Origin of the sequence: Sinorhizobium kostiense (assembly GCF_017874595.1) — a bacterium.
Lineage (GTDB): Bacteria > Pseudomonadota > Alphaproteobacteria > Rhizobiales > Rhizobiaceae > Sinorhizobium > Sinorhizobium kostiense.
In genome coordinates this window covers 177,054-197,038 of sequence record NZ_JAGILA010000001.1, presented here as the reverse complement: position 1 = coordinate 197,038, position 19,985 = coordinate 177,054, and the positions used below count along the sequence as shown (strand labels likewise).

Genomic DNA, 19,985 nt, shown 5'->3' with positions numbered 1-19,985 from the left:
GGAATGCAATGGCCAGTAAATGGTTGAACAATACGATTTCTGTTGTGGGGCTTGGTTACATTGGCTTGCCCTCAGCCGCGGTTTTTGCTGCGCGCGGTGTGAAGGTCATCGGCGTAGACATCAGCCAACGGGCAGTTGATATTATCAATTCCGGTGGAGTCCACATTGTAGAGCCGGATCTTGACATCGTCGTGCGGGCAACGGTGACTGACGGGCGTTTGAGAGCGGTCACGGTTCCCGAGCCGGCAGATGCATTTCTAATAGCTGTGCCGACCCCTTTCAAAGATGACCATGAGCCTGACCTAAGCTTCATCGAGTCTGCTTGCAAAGCGATTGCGCCTGTACTTAAAAGAGGCGACCTAGTGATTCTGGAGTCGACTTCTCCCGTCGGAACTACCGAGAAAGTTTCGAAATGGCTTGCCGAGGCACGTGCGGATCTCTCATTTCCCCATGAACATGGCGAGAATTCCGATATACGGGTCGCTCATTGCCCTGAGCGCGTGCTACCTGGGCACGTGTTGCGAGAACTGGTCGAGAATGACCGAATTGTTGGCGGAATTACTGCAAAATGCTCTGCGGCGGCGGTTGAGTTGTACAAGGTTTTCGTTGAGGGCGAATGCTTGATAACGAATGCCAGAACAGCAGAAATGTGCAAGCTTACCGAAAATGCTTCACGCGATGTGGCAATCGCATTCGCCAATGAGCTCTCCGTCATATGCGAAAAGCTCGGCATTGATGTCTGGGAACTGATCCGTCTGGCAAATAGACATCCTAGAGTGAATATTTTGCAGCCTGGGCCTGGTGTAGGGGGGCACTGCATTGCAGTCGATCCCTGGTTTATCGTGCATTCAGCGCCTAGCGCTGCGCCGCTGATCCGTACTGCCAGACTCGTAAATGATGAGAAACCGAACTGGGTCGAAAGGAAAATTCTGGATGCGGTTTTTGCAGTAGAGCAGGTAAAAGGCAGGGGTAGTGCCATAATCGCCTGTGTGGGATTGGCATTCAAGGCGAATATCGATGATCTTCGCGAGAGCCCCTCATTAGAGATAACGACCAGATTGGCACAACGGTTCACCAATAGAGTTATTGCTGTGGAACCCAATATTGAGGAACTGCCCGAAGACTTAGCGGCTCTTGGGGTTCGCCTGGAAGATCAGGATACGGCACTTGAACAAGCAGATGTTGTTGCGGTGCTTGTGGATCACCGGGAGTTCATAGAGCAGGTGCCAGAGATTAGGGAAGGAGTGGCTGTTATCGATACGAAGGGCATCTGGCGCAGACTGTCATAGAGCCGCAGGGTTCTTGGGCTTCCACGTTCTTTTATAGGTCAGGTCAATGGTGACAGTTCGTGGATTGTTGCGCTCTAACGCTCCTCGAATAGCTCTGATTGCGGACGAACTTACTGCAACGTGTTTGTCGCTTGAGGCTTCGACATTCAATGTGACTCCGTTGAACTACAAATGGGTGCTGCGGTTCTGGCGTCCGGATTTTCTGTTCGTCGAGTCGGCATGGCAAGGCGCCGGAAATGCCTGGAAGTATAAAATAGCAACCTACCCCGATAAGCCAAGAAAGTCGAACGATGAGCTCAAGAAGGTAATAGCCTTCGCGCGAGATCGTGGTATTCCGTGCGTTTTCTGGAATAAGGAGGACAGTGCTCACTTCGATAGATTCATAAATAGCGCCTCCCTCTTCGAGTACGTCTTCACAGTAGACGAGAATTGCCTGCCGAAATATCGTCGGCTGTTGCCTTCGTCCGCGCAACTGGGTGTATTGACGTTCCCTGTACAAACAACGATCCACAACTTTACTGGATTTCAATTCAAGTGGAATAGTGCAAATTTCGTTGGAAGCTATAGTCGCCATATCCATGATCGCCGTCGTCAATGGCAGCATATGATGTTCCAAGCCTGCGCTGCTGCAAAGATGGACATTACTGTGTTCGATAGGAATTCGGGTAGGAGGTCCGAATATTATCAGTATCCGGCGGATCTTGGCATCGAAGTGAGGCGCGCCGTGCCTTATCAAGGGACGGCGCGAATATATAAAGAGTATCTGGTTTCCTTGAACGTGAATACGGTCGACGACTCACCTTCGATGTACTCACGAAGGCTCGTAGAGATTCTTGCATGTGGTGGGATAGCCATAACAAACCCCAGCCCTTCGGTTACAAGGTTTTTTAAAGACTATTGCTATGTGGTCGAGGATGAGGCCGAATTGATCGAACAAGTTAGGCGCCTGACAAAAGGCCCCTCTGCCAAAGATCTGGATCGCGCAGCCGCGGGTGCGCACTATGTGAGAGAAGAACACAACTGGGCGAAGCGTTTGGGCACGATTATGTCAGTTTTGGGATAGGACTTAAGCATCGTTCTACTTAGCTCAGTAGGCGCTGCCTCGAACCCTGATCACGAACGCTTCGGCGCGCAATGTGCGATGTTCACGTCGGAGCAGAATGTGCACGACTTGACTGAGAAAGTCTTGTGCATCGATTTGCTCGCTCCCGCTCCAAGCTTCAGCGAATATGTCGGGAGGTTATGGTCTCGCTGTGATCTTCAAAGAGCCAACTGAGCGGCATACTCGATATTCCTGTGGACGGAGGGTCTAGAAGCCGAGGGGAGCACTGAGCATTCGCCGTCGAGCGATGTTGCAGTGACGAAGTAGGTCCGCTAAGGAAACACTCGTTTGAGCCAACGTGAGTTGAAATCTTTGCCTGGTTCAATGGCGGAAGTTAGAGGCGATTTTTGGATCTTCAACCTTGGGTGCTTCGGCGAAAGTTGAAGGTTGCGAAAGGGTCTACGGCAGGAAGTTAGAATGAGTGACAAAGAGCTTCAGCACGGCGATGAACTTGCGGCGAGCGACTGCGATGACCGCATTTCTGATGTGTACAAAGGGGGCCTCTGGTCTAGGAGATTAACGCTTATAGCGCAAAGACGCATAGATTGGATTTGCGATCAAGTGCAGGGGAATTCCGTTCTCGATGTGGGTTGCAGCCAAGGAATTGCCAGTGTGCTGCTTGCACGGCGTGGCTTCACCGTCACCGGGATAGACGTTTCAGAGAACGCGATCGAGTATGCTCTAGAAGATAAAGCGAAGGAGAGCGCCGATGTGCAGGCTCGGCTCGACTTCGCTCTTTGCGCGATAGAAGATTTCAAGAGTGATGTCCGGTTCGATAATGTGATCCTCGGCGAAGTCCTGGAGCACCAGATCGACCCTGCTGCATTCATTGAAGTTGCCGTACGTCATCTCGAAGTCAACGGGCGCCTGATTGTCACGACCCCTTTTGGATTCCAGCCTTATCCAGATCATAAATCCCAGCTATTTCCCGCGTGGTTCGCACGGCTGCGAGAGCATTCACTAAGTTTTCAAAGCGTAGACGTTCAAGCGAACTACATACGGGCCGTCGGTACGAAGCTGCCGGAGGGGCAGACAGTTGGAAGTCCAAGCTTACGAGAACTTCTCCGTGTCACCGAGCGGGGCGCGCTTAATGCGCAGAAAAGACTGTACTCAATCATTGATAGCAAGACTGCTAAGCTAAACGACGAAGTGGTGTCTCTAGAGAAAATCATACTAGGGAAGACCAATCGAATTGAAGAGCTGGAGGCTCGGTTGGCAGACGCTCAGTCTCAGCTTGCTACAGTCGAGAAGGAAGCTGAAGAGCGTTACAATTTGCCAGCTTTGGAGGTCCTCAGAAGATATCAAAAACTCCACTCAAGATATGAGGGCCTGTCTCGCGATATTGATAAACTTAAGCAAGGTCTTCCGCATTTAATCGGCAGAGAGTTAATTTCTTCCAGAAAGAGCATTGCTCGGATTATCAAGCTCCCTTACACAATTTATCGTTTGGTGAAGTGGAGTGAGGAAAAATTTACCGCTCACGATGCTAATTTTATTAAGCCCCCGTTCAATGAGAACTTCGATATTTTTCTCAAGAAGGATCCCAAATGGATCAGGCTTGAGGTGACGCCGGGGCATGAATATGGATTGAGCGGAACGATAACTAGCTTCCGGAAAGAGAATATCAAAGGTGCGCTGCTAACTGTATGCTTTGAGGACGATCAGGGAAAAGCCATTCCGTTTAGGGATCGAAAATTCATTCTAACCGACGGAAAAGCACAGGCGGTATCTTACCTCGCAACCGGCTTGGATATTCCCTTCGAATACTTCCTGTTAGCGCCTCCAAGAGCGTCCGTTATGCTCGTCGGATTCTCTCGGTTCGCGGAGCAAATTCCTATCCACGTTACGGTCAATCCGATTGGCGTTATTGAGGGTACTGGCAAGCTAGGGCAAGATGCGCCTGATCGGCCGAGAATAGCCTCTATATTCGACGAATTCACGCACGAGTGCTTTGCGCCCGACGTGGACCTCCTCCCGGTGACGAAGGCCAGCTGGTCGGCACAATTGAAGCGGCGGCCGCCGAAAGCATTTTTTGCCGAGTCTGCATGGCGCGGAAACAATAACGAGTGGAAGTATGCCATGACCAAACCCGAGAAGTGGGGGAGGGAGATTGGCGAGATCTTGAATTACTGCCACTCTATCGGAATTCCGTCACTTTTTTGGAACAAGGAAGATCCGGTCAACTTCGATGTGTTTCGCGAGACAGCAAAGAAGTTCGACTTTGTTTTCACAACTGATAGCGGGTGTGTGAACGCATACCGGGAACTGACAGGCAAGGATAACGCCTTTGTCCTCCCATTCGCCGCGCAGCCGGCGCTTCACAATCCCATTAGGGATGCCGAAAAAGTAAATCGGGTTGCCTTCACAGGCAGTTGGCGTGGGATCAAGTATCCACGCCGGGCAGAGTGGCTTGATCTCCTCTTGTCTCCAATTATGGAAAGAGGGCTCCTTGACATCTATGATCGCTATCTGGACGAGAAAAAAAATCCCGACCTGATATTCCCCGACAAGTTCAAGACATCGCTTAAGGGGTCTCTGGAATACACTCATTTGGTTGAGCAGGTTTACAAACGGTATCACACGTTTGTGAATGTGAACTCGGTAGAAGGCTCCGAGACGATGCTGGCGCGGCGGGTGTTTGAGATTCTCGCCTGCGGTGCACCGGTAATAAGTTCGCACTCCGAGGCCATTGAAAAGACTTTTGGGGACATTGTCCTGATGCCTCGCACCTCAAAAGAGGTGGAGGCGGCGGTTGATCGCTTGTTCAACGCGCCTTTCTATCGCGATCGGCTTGCCGTGCGAGGGGTCCGCCTAGTGCATTCACAGCATACGTACCGCCACAGACTGGAGCAGATAGGAGGTATATTAGGTACGCCCCTCATCACGACGAGCCGTCGTAAGGCGTCCATCATCATGTGCTCCAAGCGACCAAACTTCCTCAAACACGCTGCAGAACAGGCTCGCCACCAAACATATTCCGATCGCGAAATCATATTCGTCAAACATTCGGACGAATACAATGATGATGCTATTGCGGAAGCATTTGCAGGCGAAAGCAAGCTCATCATCCTGGAGATTGGCCGCGACCAAGTCCTCGCGGACGGCTTGAACTTGGCCATGACGAGAGCAGAAGGCGACGTTTTTGCAAAGTTCGATGACGACGACCACTATGGGCCTAACTATCTAACCGACGCCATGCTCGCGTTCGATTATGCTCCCGCCGCGGCATTGGTTGGTAAGCAGGCGTTCTTTGCTTACGTGGAGAGCATGGACAAGACGGTCCACCGTTTCCCAGGTAAGTCTTATCAGTTCACGAATCGGGTCCATGGCGGCACGCTCGTCTGGGATCGCCGCAAAACGGAAGGTGCAACTTTCACTCGCGTCCCGCAAGGGACAGACACGTTGTTCCTCAAGACTCTCGCTGAACAAGGAGCTCTGATTTTCTCCACGGACCCATTCAACTTCATTCACGTCAGGCATGCAGACCTCTCGAAGCATACTTGGAAGATTGGAGATCACGAATTTGTGTCGAAGGCGAAGGCAGTCGGTAGAGGTCTGATAACAAATGAGGTTTTTGTTTAATCCAGTGACAACACCCGCGGCTGAGCTGCAGCCGGACGTTGGTGAGTGATATGAGTAGCTCTTCGCACCTTAAGCTGCGAGAGGAGTGAAGTTTGACTTTCGGAGCTTCGCCGGCCAGCACGTCCAGTAGTGGTGATCGTTTTTCCTTCAGATGCGTCGGAATAGAGAGCACCGGCAGATGTTCGGAGCGGACTAAAGCTTTAATCATGTATGGTTTAGACAGTTGCACTCGACCAGAGAGAGGGAAATCACTGTGCCGGATTTCGAGATCAGCGATGTGAACGATCCGCAGACCGAACAGGCTGCCGCACGCGAATATTGGGGGACGCTCGACAACTTCAAGAGTTACGCCAAACCCAAGCCGTGGTCAGCATTTATGGCTGAACGCATTCTTTCGTTTTCGCCGTCCAGCGTTTTCGAGTTTGGTTGTAATGCTGGCAAAAATTTGGCAGCGCTGCGCAAGCAGAATTCCAGTGTTTTTTCTGCGGGAATCGATGTCAATTCTTCTGCTGTTGACTACGGGAGGCGAGAAGGGCTTCGCCTGGCGGCCGGGGACGAAGGTATATTAAACATCTTCCCCGACCTGACTTTCGACATCACTTTCACAGTGTCCGTCATCGATCATGTGGCGACGCCAGGGGAGGTGTTATCGGCCCTCGCGCGTATCACGCGCCACAAGTTGCTGCTTCTTGAACCTTGGTTGGGGGAAGAAGGAAAGGTTGATCGAAATTTCAACTTGGCTACCGGCGAAATGATTGACACAACACCCTTTTCCTACTCATGGGATTACTTTCGAATTGCCAGAACTTACTTGCCTGAATGGTCCCTCGAGGACGAACCTTACCCATTGCAATCCAATCTTGGCCGCTTTTATAGGCTGTACACTTTGACCCGATAGCGCAACTCATCGGAAAGTGCGCAGAGATCATAGCTTACCGGCGTGCTTCTTTTTCAATACCATTGCAGAAAGACAAGTTTTGCAGTGGGCCACGAACATCGCTCCGTTGACCAAAACAGCTGACAATCGTGAATTCGTCGCGCTGGCGAACCCTAGAAGTTGTCTACGTTGCAATAGGATTTGGGTGTGGTATTTGCGCGGTCGGGGTGCTATCGACGCAACGGTGGTTGTTGCCGCGAACCGCGACCACGAAGGTTGCTTTTTCTGTAAGTCCATGGTGTTGGATGTTTGAGAAACCTCTGCAAGTTGACCCAAGATCCAAGGGAATGGCTCCCCTAGTTGAGCAGCTTCTTGAACAGAGTAGGCTGCAGGCACATCAAGAGAGAGTCATTGAAGTTTTGAGAGGCCGTCGGGATTTTGGTGCATTGAGTCGCATTGCCTCTTTGCTCCCAAAGAGAAGCGGACTTTCTTATACGCCCGACGCTATGGATATGAGGTCGCGACAAAGGCTGGCAAAAGCATATCGAGCCACGGAACGGCATGCGCGTATCGAGACCAAAACGGTGCTGGACGTGGGCTGCGCTAGAGCCGAAAACGCCCACCATCTCGCCGATTACGGAGTGACTCAGTATATTGGTCTAGATATCGATGACACGCATTTCCCGGCGGCGGAAAGTCTGAACGCGGATTCCAGGTTGCTCAAGGCGTCGGCGGAATCGATCCCGCTCGACGACAACTCAGTTGATCTTGCGATTAGCTTCAATGTGTTCGAGCATATCCCGAATCCCTCGAACGCCCTGTCGGAAATAGTGAGAGTTCTTCGACCAGGCGGCGTGTTTTTTACTGTTTTTGGTCCAACTTTCAATGCCGCGAGTGGTCCGCACCTGACGCGGATTGTTGATCTCCCGTTTATGCATCACCTCTTTCCCGAAGGAGTGGTCGCGCAGATGGCGGGACGGGAAGACGCTTACTATACGGTGAACAGACGCCCATTGGGGTTCTATCGGGAGACCTTTTTTTCAGAGCAAGATTTCACCCTTGCGCGCTACCGTGAGCAGGTGGACGGACGAGGTTTCTGGGTGCTGAAATCATTCCCTCACCTCCTCGAGGAAATCGGCCATGACGAACTGGCGGTTAATGCAATCACGGTCGTCTTAGTCAAGAAGTAGGCTCGTAAGTGGGAGGAGAGTGCCGATTTGGTTGAGATCGCCAATCTTGAACTTGCCTTGCGGATTGCAGGCCTCAACGTTCTTGCAAAGAGAGAACTGGGCGATAATAGGAATCGGATGATCTGTGATCGCTGAAATCTCTACCTGAACAAGGCTTGAACAATTTTCTTCCATCCCTCAACCAGACACTGCCGGTAGTCGCTACCAGGCCAAGAGCCATAAACACGAGAGAGCCGTATGACTTCGTTACCCACCGTGAACCTTCCGACTATGTCAGATCCGTTGATGGCCGATATCCGTGCTCAGTTTCAAAGGGCTTACGAAGAGAAATTCGGCCGTTCGACAGGAAAGGGACTTTACTCGAATGCCGATTGGCGAAGGCTTGAGTTTGCCGTATCTCGCATACCGACCTATACGAGATCCGTCCTCGACATTGGCGCAGGCCCTGGCGCATTGCTCAATTATCTTACGCTGTCCGATCGCTTTGAGCGTGTCACGGCGATCGATAAAGCTCCGTACACCAAATTCGTCCCGCTAACGGAGGTCGATTTGCGGATCATGGACGTGACCGCCATGTCTTTCGAAGATAGCGCCTTCGATACCGTCTTCTGCATGGAGGTCCTTGAACACCTCACTCCGGACGCCTTCGATAAGGCCGTTGCAGAGCTGCGGCGAGTCACAAAGCATAAACTCATCATGAGTGTACCGTTTGAAGAGCCGGAACCGATTCCAGCCTACCACAAGCAGCGGTTCGATGAGGCCAAACTTAGAGGATTGTTTCCGAACGCCGAGATTGAGCGCCTCTCGAAAGGCAAGTCCGCTGGTTGCGATTGGGCCGTCATCACCGAAAGCTATAGCGTTTGATCCGGGTTTTGATCCTGCATCGTGTTGGCCGGCGCTCCGTCTCCACGGCCCAGTCGCATGAAGCATCGGCGAGAAGGTCGTCGCTGCCGCAGTCGGCAGGACACTGACCTGAGGGGTGATGGGGCAATGGTACGTTCCGCCGCTCGCTCGGGCCTACCCCTGCGACGGGCATCTTTGCCCAGCGAGAATTAGATCAATGGCATCAAAAACATCTATTGGCTTCCAATTGGAAGGATTGCGATACATTGGATACAGTGAAAACGCTGCGGCTGCGAGATGATCCACTCGGCGCACCACCTGACGACGTTGCGCGATCGCAGCCTTCCCCCTTCGGCCCATACGATCGTCAGTCAGTCCCCAACCCGCATAGAACGGTGCAGCGTAGCAGCGCACAGGAATGCCTCGGAGCAAGGCGTCAAAACCAAACTGGCTGGATACGGTCCAAACTTCGTCAACGACGTCTAGCATGGAGGCAACAGACACCGGCTCGGCGGATAGAATGACGCCGGTTCTTATAGCCGCGGCCTCGGTCATATACCCCTTGCGATAGCCCGCCAATACGTCCGGATGCGTACGGACGACGCACTGAGCACCACTCGAAAGCGCGTCATCGAGCATCCGCTCGAAAGAGGCCGCCGAGCCGAGCGCGCGACCTACCGACACGTCGCCGACAACCTGATCAATGAGAAGCAGACGACGCTTGAAGGTTCTTTCTAGAGACGGCGGATTGTGTGGAAGATGGTTGTACTTCGACAGTCTATTCTGAACGACTGCATCCCGAATGAGCGCACCACTTTCGACGTCTGCTGCGCCAGCCTCTGCAATCAGTCGCTCCAACCGCGATGCCCGAGCAGCATTGACCGATAATCCAAGATCATCTGCGACAATGGAAAGCGGCAAGGTACCTGTCTTCCCTAACCCCAGTGAACGTAAGAATCCGTCCTCTAGGTGCCAATGAGGCAAGCCCCGGGCAGCAGCTATTGCTTTCGTCAGCTTCGAGCCCAGGCGGCCTCCCCATGCAATCGTGCCACCGATTTCGCTGGAGAAGGCAGATGATATCTCCGGCAAGTCAAAGTAGTACTTAAGCCAAGGTATGCCCTTGCGAACCCACGTTGTGGCGCCCAAGGGCGTGCCAATCCGAGGTGACCAGCTCTTGCCGCCGATGTGATTTGCGAATTCCGGAAAAGTCACGCGATATCCATTGCTTCCAGGCACTTGGCTCTGCAAATTGACGCACAGAATCCATTCAACTCGATTTGCTCCCCAAGACGGCGCCGGACCTCCGCATGCCAGTAACGGCACCCTGTTTCCCCGGCTGCCGCATCAACGACGTAACTTCACTGCTTTCAAAAGTTCAAGCATTAAAGCGTCGTCCACAGGACGCTACCTCGGAGGTCTACCCTCGATCTCCCATGCTCGATCGTGTCACGATGCTCGCCTCATTGCTGGACCCTCACCACGGGCTCCCCGTGCCACGCGAGCGGCTTCGTCCCAGGTGCGAAAGGAGACCTGTGTCTATCATCGAGCCCGCCGATGATGCTCGCGCACTGGACTAGTCCACTCGAACTGGCCGACCAAACCATCAGGCCGAATTGAGAATTTCAGCGATCGATCAGACATTACGCCGGCGTTTCCAGCCCCGGGCACGGTCGTGGCGGTGGGCTGGCCTGACTACAATCACGATGATCTGGAAGAACGATGCCTGCAACGACGACATATGCGCTGACCGGTAACCCCTATATCGACGGAATCCTCGGCGACTGGAAATGGGCGGTCAAGAACTTCACCTTCAGCTTCCCGACGAGCGCTTCATTCTACGGCCATGACTACGGCTACAGCGAGCCCCTGAAGGGCTTTGCCGCGTTCAACGCTGCACAGAAGATCGCTGCTCGCGCTGCCTTCGATCAATTCTCCTCGGTCGCCAATGTGACCTTCACCGAGATCACCGAGAGCGCGACGAGCCACGCCGATCTCCGCCTTGCCTCCTCCGACGCTCCGAGCACCGCTTGGGCCTACTTCCCTACGACCGCGGCAGAAGGCGGTGACGCGTGGTTCAATACGTCGTCCGGCTACTACAGCGCTCCGCGAAAGGGGAACTATGCCTACATGACTTTCCTCCACGAGATCGGCCACGCGCTTGGGCTGGAGCACGCCCATGAGGGCAACGTGATGCCGGCGAACCGCGACTCGATGGAGTACACCGTCATGAGCTACCGCTCCTATGTGGGCGGCTCGACCACGACGGGTTATACCAACGAGACCTGGGGCTATGCCCAATCGCTGATGATGTACGATATCGCCGCCCTGCAGCATATGTATGGTGCGGATTTCACCACGCAGAGCGAGAATACGACCTATCGCTGGAGCCACACGACCGGCGAAATGTCCATCAATGGCGTCGGCCAGGGCGCGCCGGGCGGCAACAAGATCCTTCTCACGGTCTGGGATGGCGGCGGAATCGACACCTACGACTTTTCCAACTACGCGACCGCGCTGAAGGTCGATCTGCGCCCGGGCGAATGGACGACGACCTCGGCGCAACTTGCGAAGCTGCGCTATGACGGCTCGAAAGTGGCGGTCGGCAATATTGCCAATGCCCTGCAATACAAGGGCGATGCGCGCTCTCTCATCGAAAACGCCAAGGGCGGGGCAGGCAACGACACGATCACCGGCAACAACGCCGCAAACGTGCTTTGGGGCAATGCCGGCAAAGACACGCTGTCCGGCGGCAACGGAAACGACAATCTGGTCGGTGGCGCCGGCGGCGACCGGCTCGACGGCGGCAATGGCAGCGACCTGGCGAATTACTCCAACGCCGCCGCCGGCGTAGTTGCCGATCTCCACTCGCCCGGCGTCAATCGTGGGGACGCGGCCGGCGACACCTATGTCTCGATCGAGCGGCTCTACGGCTCGGCTTTCGCGGACAGTCTGCGCGGAAACAACGCCGCCAACCTTCTGAATGGTCTCGCTGGAAACGACGTGCTCTATGGGCGGGGTGGCAACGACACCCTCATCGGCGGCAACGGCGCCGATCGGCTGGTTGGAGGAAGTGGCGCGGATACTTTCGTCTTCCAGGCCACCACACAGTCGCTGCCGTCCGCAAGGGATATCATCGATGACTTCGCCTCCGGCGTGGACCGGATCGATCTGCGCTCCATCGATGCCAACAGCAATGTCGGAGGGGACCAGGCATTCCAGTTCATCGGTGGCAGCGCGTTTCACGGCAAGGCGGGTGAGCTCAATTTCAGAAGCGGGGTCATCTCCGGCGACACCAATGGCGATGGCCTTGCGGATTTTCAGGTCAGGGCGCTCAATGTCTCGGTGCTTTCGGGCGGCGATTTCCTCCTCTGACGGAGCAAAGCCATGAGCGAATGGATCGATTTCGAGCATTGGCCAGATTGCGCAAGCATGGAGCGTCCCGGAATTGTCTTCGAGGTCACGAACGGCGAGCAGACGCTGTTGACCAGTTGCATTGTTCCCCTGCCGCTGCCCTTTGACTGGAAGGCGCAGCCCACGCAATTTCGTGCCGTGCCCGAACGCCGGCCGAGGCACTCCTCGCCGCTACCGAGGCCGCTCGATCCATAGTCGGCGAGTTTGGAAACGACGGCCGCTCACCTTGGTGTATCGCAGTCATAAAGCGACGAACCCAAGCTTACCCCCGGCCAGATCTTGCCCTGCCGGACAATAATCTTGTGAAAAAACCGATACTGGGGCACACTTTCCCGGTGCGGCTCGATCTCGGGGCCGGCCGTTCGCGCCCGGAGAGAGGTCACGTCGGAGGGGCGGCGTCGATGGCTCAGGGGTTCTTTCTTCTGTTCGCTGCGGTGTCCGTGATCACGGCCCTGATGCTCGTGCTGGCGCGAAATCCGGTTCACAGCGCCCTGGCGCTGATGGCCTGTTTCCTGCAGATCTCCGCGATCTTCGTCCTGCTCGACGCGCCGCTGCTCGCGGTTATCCAGATCTTCGTCTATGTCGGCGCGATCATGGTCCTGTTCCTGTTCGTCATCATGATGATCGACGTCAGGGAAGCGGTGGCGGAGCGGTTTTTGCCCAGCGGCAACCTGCCGGCCATGGCGCTGCTCGGCCTGCTCGGGGTCGAAATGATGGTGCTCGTGTTCTGGAGCGACCGCTTTTCGCTCGCAGCGCCCGTCGCCAGTCGCGGTGGCGACCAGATCAGGGATTTAAGCACGACGCTTTTTTCGGATTATCTCCTGCCGTTCGAGGTCGCCTCGGTCATCCTCCTGGCTGCGCTCGTCGGCGCCATCGTGCTGGCACGAAAGGAGTCCGGCTGATGGTTCCGCTCTGGTGGTACATCGCTCTCGGGGTGGTCCTGTTCGTAATCGGAGCGGCGGGCGTGCTTTTGCGGCGCAACATCCTGGTTGTGCTGATGTCGCTGGAGCTGTTGCTCAACTCGGTCAACATCAATTTCATCGCCTTCGGGCACTATTACGACGACTTCCGCGGCCGGATCTTTGCGATCTTCGTCATCGCCATCACCGCGGCGGAGGTCGCCGTCGCCCTCGGCATCCTTGTCGCCCTGGTGAGGAACAAATCCACCCTCAAGGTCGATGACGTCACGATGATGAAAGGATAGCGGCTTGGACCCCGTGGTTTCGATCCGGCCGCTCATCGCCATCGCCATCGCGGGCCTCGCAGCTCTTTTCGTTCTCCTCCTTCACAAGCATGAAAAACTCCGCGATCTCGTATCGCCCGTGGCAGCGGTCTTGATGTTCGCGATCGTCGCCTCGATGGCGCCCACGGTGCTTTCGGGCGGGAGCGTCGAGTTGCGGCTTTTCGAGATCCTGCCCGGCGTCGATTTCGCCTTCCGCGCCGATGCGCTCGGCATGGTCTTCGCCACGGTCTCGTCGCTCCTGTGGATCGTCGCCGCGATCTATTCGATCGGCTACATGCGGCACCTGAGGGAACACGCCCAGACCCGGTTCTACGCCTGTTTCGCGCTCAGCCTCGCGGCGGCCGTCGGCGGCGCCTTCGCCGCCAACCTGTTCACGCTGGTCATATTCTACGAGGTGCTGAGCCTCGTCACCTACCCGCTCGTCTATCATCACGAGGACGAGGAGGGATGGCTGGGCGGGCGCAAGTACATCGTCTATCTGATGGGCGCCTCGAAGAGCGTGCTCCTCGCCGCATTGGCGCTGACCTACCAGATAGCGGGCTCGCTCGATTTCGTCGCGGGGGGATTGCTGGCGCGCGTCGAGGCCCCGGCGGCGCTGCTCACCGTCGTCTATTTCTGTTATCTCTTCGGTTTCGCAAAGGCTGCGGTGATGCCGATGCATGCCTGGCTGCCGGCCGCGATGGTGGCGCCGACGCCGGTGAGTGCGCTCCTGCATGCAGTGGCCGTGGTCAAGATGGGCGTCTTCTGCGTTTTGCGCGTCGTCTTCCATGTCTTCGGCGTCGGGCTCGTCGGGGAACTCGGCCTCGGCATCGCCACCGCCTACCTCGTCTCCTTCACGATCCTGATGGCGTCCGTCTACGCGCTGACGCGCGACGACCTGAAGGCGAGGCTCGCCTATTCGACCGTCAGCCAGCTTTCCTATGTCGTGCTCGGCGCGGTTTTGTTGTCGCCGGTGGCAATGGTCGGCGGGATCGTGCACATTGCGGCGCATGCCTTCTCCAAGATCACGCTGTTCTTCTGTGCGGGGTCGATCTATTGCGCGTCGGGAAAACGCAATATCAGCGACATGGCGGGCATCGGCCGGCGGCTGCCCTGGACCATGGGGGCCTTCTTCGTCGCCTCCCTCAGCATGATCGGCCTGCCGCCGACGGCCGGCTTCGTCAGCAAATGGTATCTCGCGCAGGGCTCGGTCGAGGCGGGGGAGATGGCGTTCCTGACGGTGCTCCTCATAAGCTCGGTGCTGAATGCCGCCTATTTCCTGCCGGTGAGCTACGCCGCCTTCTTCGAGGCCGAGCCTGAGGAGAGCCGGGCTGCGGTCCGCGAGATCCCGATGGTGACCATCCCGCTCGTCGCGACAGCCATCCTGTCGGTGCTGATGGGCATCTTCCCCGATTATTTCCTGACCCTGGCAAGCGGAGTGGTCGGATGATCAAGCGCATCGTCGATTTCTTCGGTGACGACGAATACCAGCAACAGCGGCGCCGCCTGTTCTACGTGGTGCTCGTTCTGATCGTCGCCGCCGACTTCCTGGTCCCCCGCGAGCATGCCGAATTCCCTTGGGACCGCCTGCCGGGCTGGCCGGCCGCCTACGGCTTCGGCTCCTGCGTGCTCCTTATCTTCGTTTCCAAGTTTCTCGGCCATCGCGGGCTGATGCGGCGCGAGGACTATTATGATTGATTTCGTCCATCCGGCCCTGATCTTCATCGTCGGCGCCCTGGCGATCCCCTTCCTCGGCGGCCCGGTCCGCAAGGCCTATCTGGTGACGATCCCGGTTCTGGCGATCCTCGCCGTGCTCGCGATCGAGCCGGGCAGCTATGGCGAGGCGCGCTTCATCGGGCAGGGGCTCCTGCTTGCCAAGGTCGACAAGCTCAGCATCGTCTTCGCCACCGTCTTCACCATCATGGCGCTGATCGGAATGGTCTATGCTTTGCACCTTTCGAGCGCCGGCCAGCACGTTGCCGCCTTCGTTTATGTCGGCTGCGCGCTCGGCGTGGTGTTCGCCGGCGACTACCTCACCCTTTATCTGTTCTGGGAGGGCATGGCATTCGCCTCTGCCTATCTCGTTTTCGCTGAGCGCGGCAGGCCGGCGATCCGCGCGGGATTTCGCTATCTGATGGTCCACATCGCCGGCGGCCTTGCGCTTCTCGGCGGAATCGTCCTGCACGCGTCCGCCACCGGTTCGCTGCTCTTCGGTCCGATCGAAGGAGAGATCGGCAGCGGCGCCTATCTGATCCTCGTCGCCTTCCTGCTCAATGCGGCGGTGCCACCGCTCAATGCCTGGCTGACCGACGCCTATCCGGAGGCAACCGTCACTGGCGCCGTGTTCATGAGCGCCTTCACCACGAAAACGGCGGTCTACGTGCTGGCGCGGGCGTTTCCAGGCACCGAACTGCTCGTCTGGCTCGGCACCGCCATGGCGCTTTACGGGGTCATCTACGCGGTCCTCGAAAACGACTGCCGGCGGCTGCTTGCTTATCACATCGTCAGCCAGGTGGGCTACATGGTCGCGGGCATCGGCATCGGCACCGAGATGGCGGTGAACGGCTCCACCAGCCATGCCTTCGCGCATATCCTCTATAAGGCGCTCCTGTTCATGGGCGCAGGCGCGGTGATCTACGTCACCGGCCGCCGCAAGCTCACCGAATTGGGCGGGCTCTACAGGACCATGCCGCTGACGGTGGCGCTCTACATGGTCGGCGCCTTCGCGATCTCGGCATTTCCGTTCTTCTCGGGCTTCGTCACCAAATCCATGGTGGTTGCCGCCGCCGGCGAGGATCACCGGGCGCTGGTCGCGCTGGCGCTGACGATGGCATCCTCGGGAACCTTCCTGCACACGGGGCTCAAGCTTCCCTATTACATGTTCTTCGGCACGGACCGAAAGCTCGAGGCGCGCGAGCCGCCGGGAAACATGCTGGTCGCCATGGGCATGGCGGCAGCGCTCTGCATCGCCATCGGGCTCTTCCCCGGCCCGCTTTACGCGCTGCTGCCGCATCCGGTCGATTTCGAGCCCTATACCGGCGCTCACATCACCGAGAGCCTCGGCATCCTGATGTTCACGGCCTTGGGCTTCGTCGTTTTCCTCAAGGCGCTCGATCCGGAAAACACAATCAGCATCGATACCGACTGGTTCTACCGCAAGGGCGCCCGCTGGTTCATGTGGTTCGCCGAAAGGCCCGTGGCACGCTACGAAAAGGCGGTGAGCGGCGTCTCGGAAACGGCGGTGCTGCCCTTCCTGCATGGCTCGGCGCGGGCGGGGCTGCGGCTCGATCTTCATGGCGTGGATGGCGTCGTAAACGGCGTCGCCCGTTCGATCCTGGAGGGTGGCGGAGTGCTGCGGCGGCTCCAGACCGGCGTCGTCACCCATTACGTGCTGGCGATGATCGCCGGCCTGATCGCGGCCATCGTCGTTTTCGCCGTGGTATGGCGATAGGGGGTGAGATGGAATTGCCGCTTCTCAGCCTCATCGTTCTGACGCCCGCTGCCGGGGCGGCGATCCTGGCGCTGCTGCCGAGCGACGATGCGGTGCGGCGCGTGGCGCTCGGTGTCACGCTCATCGACCTGGCGCTCTCGATCGTCATGTTGGCGAATTTCGATACCACGACCCACGCGATGCAGTTCACCGAGATCCGCCCGTGGGTGCCCTCGCTCGGCATCAATTATGCCCTTGGCGTCGACGGGATCAGCGCGCTCTTCGTGTTCCTGACCGCACTGCTCGGCTCCGTCTCGGTGCTTGCCTCCTGGGTCGCGATCGATCGCAAGGTGAAGGAGTTCATGATCAACCTGCTGGCCATGCAGGCGCTGATGCTCGGCGTCTTCTCGGCGCTCGACCTGTTCCTGTTCTATGTGCTTTGGGAAGCAATGCTGATCCCGATGTACCTGATCATCGGCATCTGGGGCGGCGAGGGCCGGGTCTATGCGGCCTTCAAGTTCTTCCTCTACACGCTGGCGGGAAGCCTGCTCTTCCTGATCGGCGTCATCGTGCTCTATTTCGAGGGCGGCGAAACCTTCGACATCCTGGCGCTCACGGCGCGGGATCTGCCTTTCGGGGTCCAGTCCTGGCTGTTCTTCGCCTTCCTGATCGCCTTTGCCGTGAAAGTGCCGATGGTGCCGGTCCATACCTGGCTGCCGGACGCCCATGTGCAGGCGCCGACGGCCGGCAGCATCATTCTCGCGGGCGTGCTCTTGAAAATGGGCGCCTATGGTTTCTTGCGCTTCTCGCTGCCGATGCTGCCGGAGGCGTCGGTCTATTATTCGACGCTGATGCTGGCGCTTTCGGCGCTTGCAATCGTCTATGGCGGGCTCTTGGCGCTGGCGCAAGACGACTTGAAGAAGCTGGTCGCCTATTCCAGCATCAGCCATATGGGTTTCGTGACGCTCGGGATCTTCTCGCTGAACCTTCACGGGCTCGAGGGCAGCATCCTGCAGATGTTCAATCATGGCGTGACGACCGGCGCATTGTTCCTGTTCGTCGGGCTGATCTATGAGCGCACCCATACGCGCAGCATCGCCGCCTATGGCGGGCTGATGAAGGCTGCGCCGATCTACACGGCGTTTCTGGCGCTCTTCACGCTGTCGTCGATGGCGCTGCCGGGCACCAATTCCTTTATCGGCGAACTGCTGGTGCTGTCGGGCGGCTTCGCCGCCAATCCCGCCTTCGGCGCGGCCGCCGTGCTCGGCGCGGTGCTGAGCGCCGCCTATCTGCTCGGCATGTACGGGAAAGTGGCGCTCGGTCAGGCGAGCGTCGGCGATCGCTACGCAATACACGATGTGAACGCGCGCGAAATGGTCGCGATCCTGCCGCTTGCCGTCTTCGTGTTGTGGGTCGGTCTCTATCCGAAGCCCTTCCTCGAGATCATCGACGTTTCGGTCAAGCACCTGCTGGTGCAGGTCCACGGAACCGGGGGCGGCCCATGAGCGCGGCCGAGCTTCTTCGATGGGTGCTTGCAAGCCTTCCGGAAATCCTGGTGATCACCGGAGCCTGCGCCCTGCTGATCCTCGGGCAATTCGTGCGGAGGGGACAAGAGCATGTGCTCGTCTGGGCCTCCGTCGCGGTGGTCCTCGTCGCCGCGCTCGCGACAGTCTTGCTTGCGGCCGAGGTTCGGCCGGCCTACACGGGCATGTTCGTCGCCGACCGCTTCGCCGTCTTCTTCAAGATGGTTTTTTATCTCGCCACCGTGCTGACCTTCCTGCTTTCGCGCAAATATGCCGATATCGAGGGCATCGCGATCAGCGAATACTATGTCCTGCTCCTCTTCGCGCTCACGGGAATGATGATCATGGCCTCGGCCGTCGATCTCCTCTCCATCTATGTGGGCCTCGAACTGATGGCGCTCTCGACCTATGTGCTGACCGGATTCCTCAGGCGGGAGCGGCGGTCCAACGAGGCGGCGCTGAAATATGTGATCCTCGGCGCGGTCTCGACCGCGATCTTCCTCTATGGCGTCTCGCTCGTCTACGGGCTCACCGGCACGACCGCGCTCGCCGGCGTCGCCGCCGCTGTGACCGGCAAGCCTCTCGATCCGGCACTGCTGCTCGCGGTCGTCTTCATCGTCGCGGGCCTTGTCTTCAAGATCGGCGCCGTGCCGTTTCACATGTGGGTGCCGGATGTCTACGAAGGCGCGCCGACGACGATCACCGCCTTCATGTCGGTCGGGCCCAAGGCGGCGGGTTTCGCCATCATCCTCAGGGTCTTCCTCAACCCGCTGATCGCCGGGTCGGATGCCTGGGTCATCGTCGCGGCCATTGCCGTGGTGACGATGGCGCTCGGCAGCTTCGTGGCGCTGGTACAGGACAACTTCAAGCGACTTCTCGCCTATTCCAGCATCGCCCATGCGGGCTTTGCCGTCTTCGGCGTGGTCGCCGGCGGCGCGGACGGCATCGCCAGCGTGATGCTCTACCTGCTGATCTACGCCTTCATGAACCTCGGCATATTCAGCATCGTGATCATGATGCGGAGCGGCGACTTCCTGGGCGAGACGATCGAGGACTATGCCGGCCTCTCGAAATGGCATCCCGGGTTGGCGCTCCTGATGCTGCTCTATCTCTTCTCGCTCGCCGGCATTCCGCCGACGGCGGGGTTCTTCGCCAAGTTCTACGTGCTGGTCGCGCTCGTCGAGCGGGGCTTCGTCGCGCTTGCCGTAATCGCCGTGCTTTTGAGCGCCGTCGCCGCCTATTTCTATATCCGGGTCGTGATGGTGATCTACATGCGCGAGCCGACAAGGACCTTCGAGCCGGCGCTGACGCCGGCCGTCCGCACGACGCTTGCCGTCACCGCGGCCGGCACGATCGGCATCGGCCTCTTTCCGGCGTGGTTTCTGAGGCTTGCGCAGACGTCGGTGTTCGGCGGCTAGCGCGGGATCTGCAAAAGCGTCGCGGATTGCGAGTGGCGATCCATGAGCGCAATATAGCCCCAAGAATATCTGTCTGATTGTCTGGGGGAACTCGGCGA

The 19,985-nt window shown here is 57.5% G+C and carries 16 protein-coding genes; 15 read left to right on the top strand and 1 reads right to left on the bottom strand.

Translation table 11 applies throughout. The annotated features are described in order from the left end of the window. Positions 1-8 precede the first annotated feature (8 nt). The 6 genes from wecC to J2Z31_RS00835 all read left to right on the top strand — a co-directional run bounded on the left by wecC (position 9) and on the right by J2Z31_RS00835 (position 8,904). Positions 9-1,289, top strand: a complete 1,281-nt coding sequence (gene wecC / locus J2Z31_RS00860; protein ID WP_328243156.1) for a UDP-N-acetyl-D-mannosamine dehydrogenase — start codon at positions 9-11, stop codon at positions 1,287-1,289. Between the two features lie 46 nt (positions 1,290-1,335). Beyond that, complete coding sequence (locus J2Z31_RS00855; RefSeq protein WP_209599986.1) at positions 1,336-2,352, top strand: CgeB family protein; 1,017 nt, start codon at positions 1,336-1,338, stop codon at positions 2,350-2,352. Between the two features lie 456 nt (positions 2,353-2,808). Then, complete coding sequence (locus J2Z31_RS00850) at positions 2,809-5,973, top strand: methyltransferase domain-containing protein (protein WP_209599985.1); 3,165 nt, start codon at positions 2,809-2,811, stop codon at positions 5,971-5,973. A gap of 253 nt (positions 5,974-6,226) precedes the next feature. Beyond that, complete coding sequence (locus J2Z31_RS00845; protein WP_209599984.1) at positions 6,227-6,871, top strand: class I SAM-dependent methyltransferase; 645 nt, start codon at positions 6,227-6,229, stop codon at positions 6,869-6,871. A 326-nt stretch (positions 6,872-7,197) separates the two neighbouring features. After that, positions 7,198-8,040 carry a class I SAM-dependent methyltransferase gene (locus tag J2Z31_RS00840; protein WP_209599983.1) on the top strand — a complete coding sequence of 281 codons (843 nt, stop codon included), beginning with the start codon at positions 7,198-7,200 and terminating at the stop codon, positions 8,038-8,040. Positions 8,041-8,325: 285 nt separating this feature from the next. Beyond that, positions 8,326-8,904, top strand: a complete 579-nt coding sequence (locus tag J2Z31_RS00835) for a class I SAM-dependent methyltransferase (protein ID WP_209599982.1) — start codon at positions 8,326-8,328, stop codon at positions 8,902-8,904. A gap of 153 nt (positions 8,905-9,057) precedes the next feature. Here J2Z31_RS00835 and J2Z31_RS00830 read toward each other — a convergent pair whose 3' ends face one another. Next, entirely contained in the window at positions 9,058-10,095 is a 1,038-nt protein-coding gene (locus tag J2Z31_RS00830) for a capsular polysaccharide export protein, LipB/KpsS family (protein ID WP_328243155.1), read from the bottom strand. A 507-nt stretch (positions 10,096-10,602) separates the two neighbouring features. Here J2Z31_RS00830 and J2Z31_RS00825 point away from each other — a divergent pair. The 9 genes from J2Z31_RS00825 to J2Z31_RS00785 all read left to right on the top strand — a co-directional run bounded on the left by J2Z31_RS00825 (position 10,603) and on the right by J2Z31_RS00785 (position 19,887). Further along, complete coding sequence (locus tag J2Z31_RS00825; RefSeq protein WP_209599981.1) at positions 10,603-12,255, top strand: M10 family metallopeptidase C-terminal domain-containing protein; 1,653 nt, start codon at positions 10,603-10,605, stop codon at positions 12,253-12,255. A gap of 12 nt (positions 12,256-12,267) precedes the next feature. Beyond that, positions 12,268-12,489 carry a hypothetical protein gene (locus J2Z31_RS00820; protein WP_209599980.1) on the top strand — a complete coding sequence of 74 codons (222 nt, stop codon included), beginning with the start codon at positions 12,268-12,270 and terminating at the stop codon, positions 12,487-12,489. A 206-nt stretch (positions 12,490-12,695) separates the two neighbouring features. Then, positions 12,696-13,196, top strand: coding sequence for an NADH-quinone oxidoreductase subunit J family protein (locus tag J2Z31_RS00815; protein ID WP_209601029.1), 501 nt, complete (start codon positions 12,696-12,698; stop codon positions 13,194-13,196). Further along, positions 13,196-13,498, top strand: coding sequence for an NADH-quinone oxidoreductase subunit NuoK (gene nuoK / locus J2Z31_RS00810; protein WP_209599979.1), 303 nt, complete (start codon positions 13,196-13,198; stop codon positions 13,496-13,498). Before J2Z31_RS00815 ends, nuoK begins: the two co-directional genes overlap by 1 nt. Positions 13,499-13,502: 4 nt before the next feature. Beyond that, on the top strand, positions 13,503-14,966 hold the full coding sequence (locus J2Z31_RS00805) for a monovalent cation/H+ antiporter subunit D family protein (RefSeq protein ID WP_209599978.1): 1,464 nt from the start codon (positions 13,503-13,505) through the stop codon (positions 14,964-14,966). Further along, positions 14,963-15,214, top strand: a complete 252-nt coding sequence (locus J2Z31_RS00800; protein ID WP_209599977.1) for a hypothetical protein — start codon at positions 14,963-14,965, stop codon at positions 15,212-15,214. The genes J2Z31_RS00805 and J2Z31_RS00800 overlap by 4 nt, the downstream gene beginning before the upstream one ends. Then, the gene (locus tag J2Z31_RS00795) at positions 15,207-16,967 is read left to right on the top strand and encodes a Na(+)/H(+) antiporter subunit D (RefSeq protein WP_209599976.1); all 1,761 of its coding nucleotides are present in this window, start codon (positions 15,207-15,209) and stop codon (positions 16,965-16,967) included. The genes J2Z31_RS00800 and J2Z31_RS00795 overlap by 8 nt, the downstream gene beginning before the upstream one ends. 8 nt (positions 16,968-16,975) lie before the next feature. Continuing rightward, positions 16,976-18,451 (top strand): NADH-quinone oxidoreductase subunit M, encoded by a 1,476-nt coding sequence (locus tag J2Z31_RS00790; RefSeq protein ID WP_209599975.1) that lies wholly within the window; start codon positions 16,976-16,978, stop codon positions 18,449-18,451. Then, a complete protein-coding gene (locus J2Z31_RS00785; RefSeq protein ID WP_209599974.1) occupies positions 18,448-19,887 on the top strand; it encodes an NADH-quinone oxidoreductase subunit N in 1,440 nt (479 codons plus the stop codon). The genes J2Z31_RS00790 and J2Z31_RS00785 overlap by 4 nt, the downstream gene beginning before the upstream one ends. Positions 19,888-19,985 lie beyond the last annotated feature (98 nt).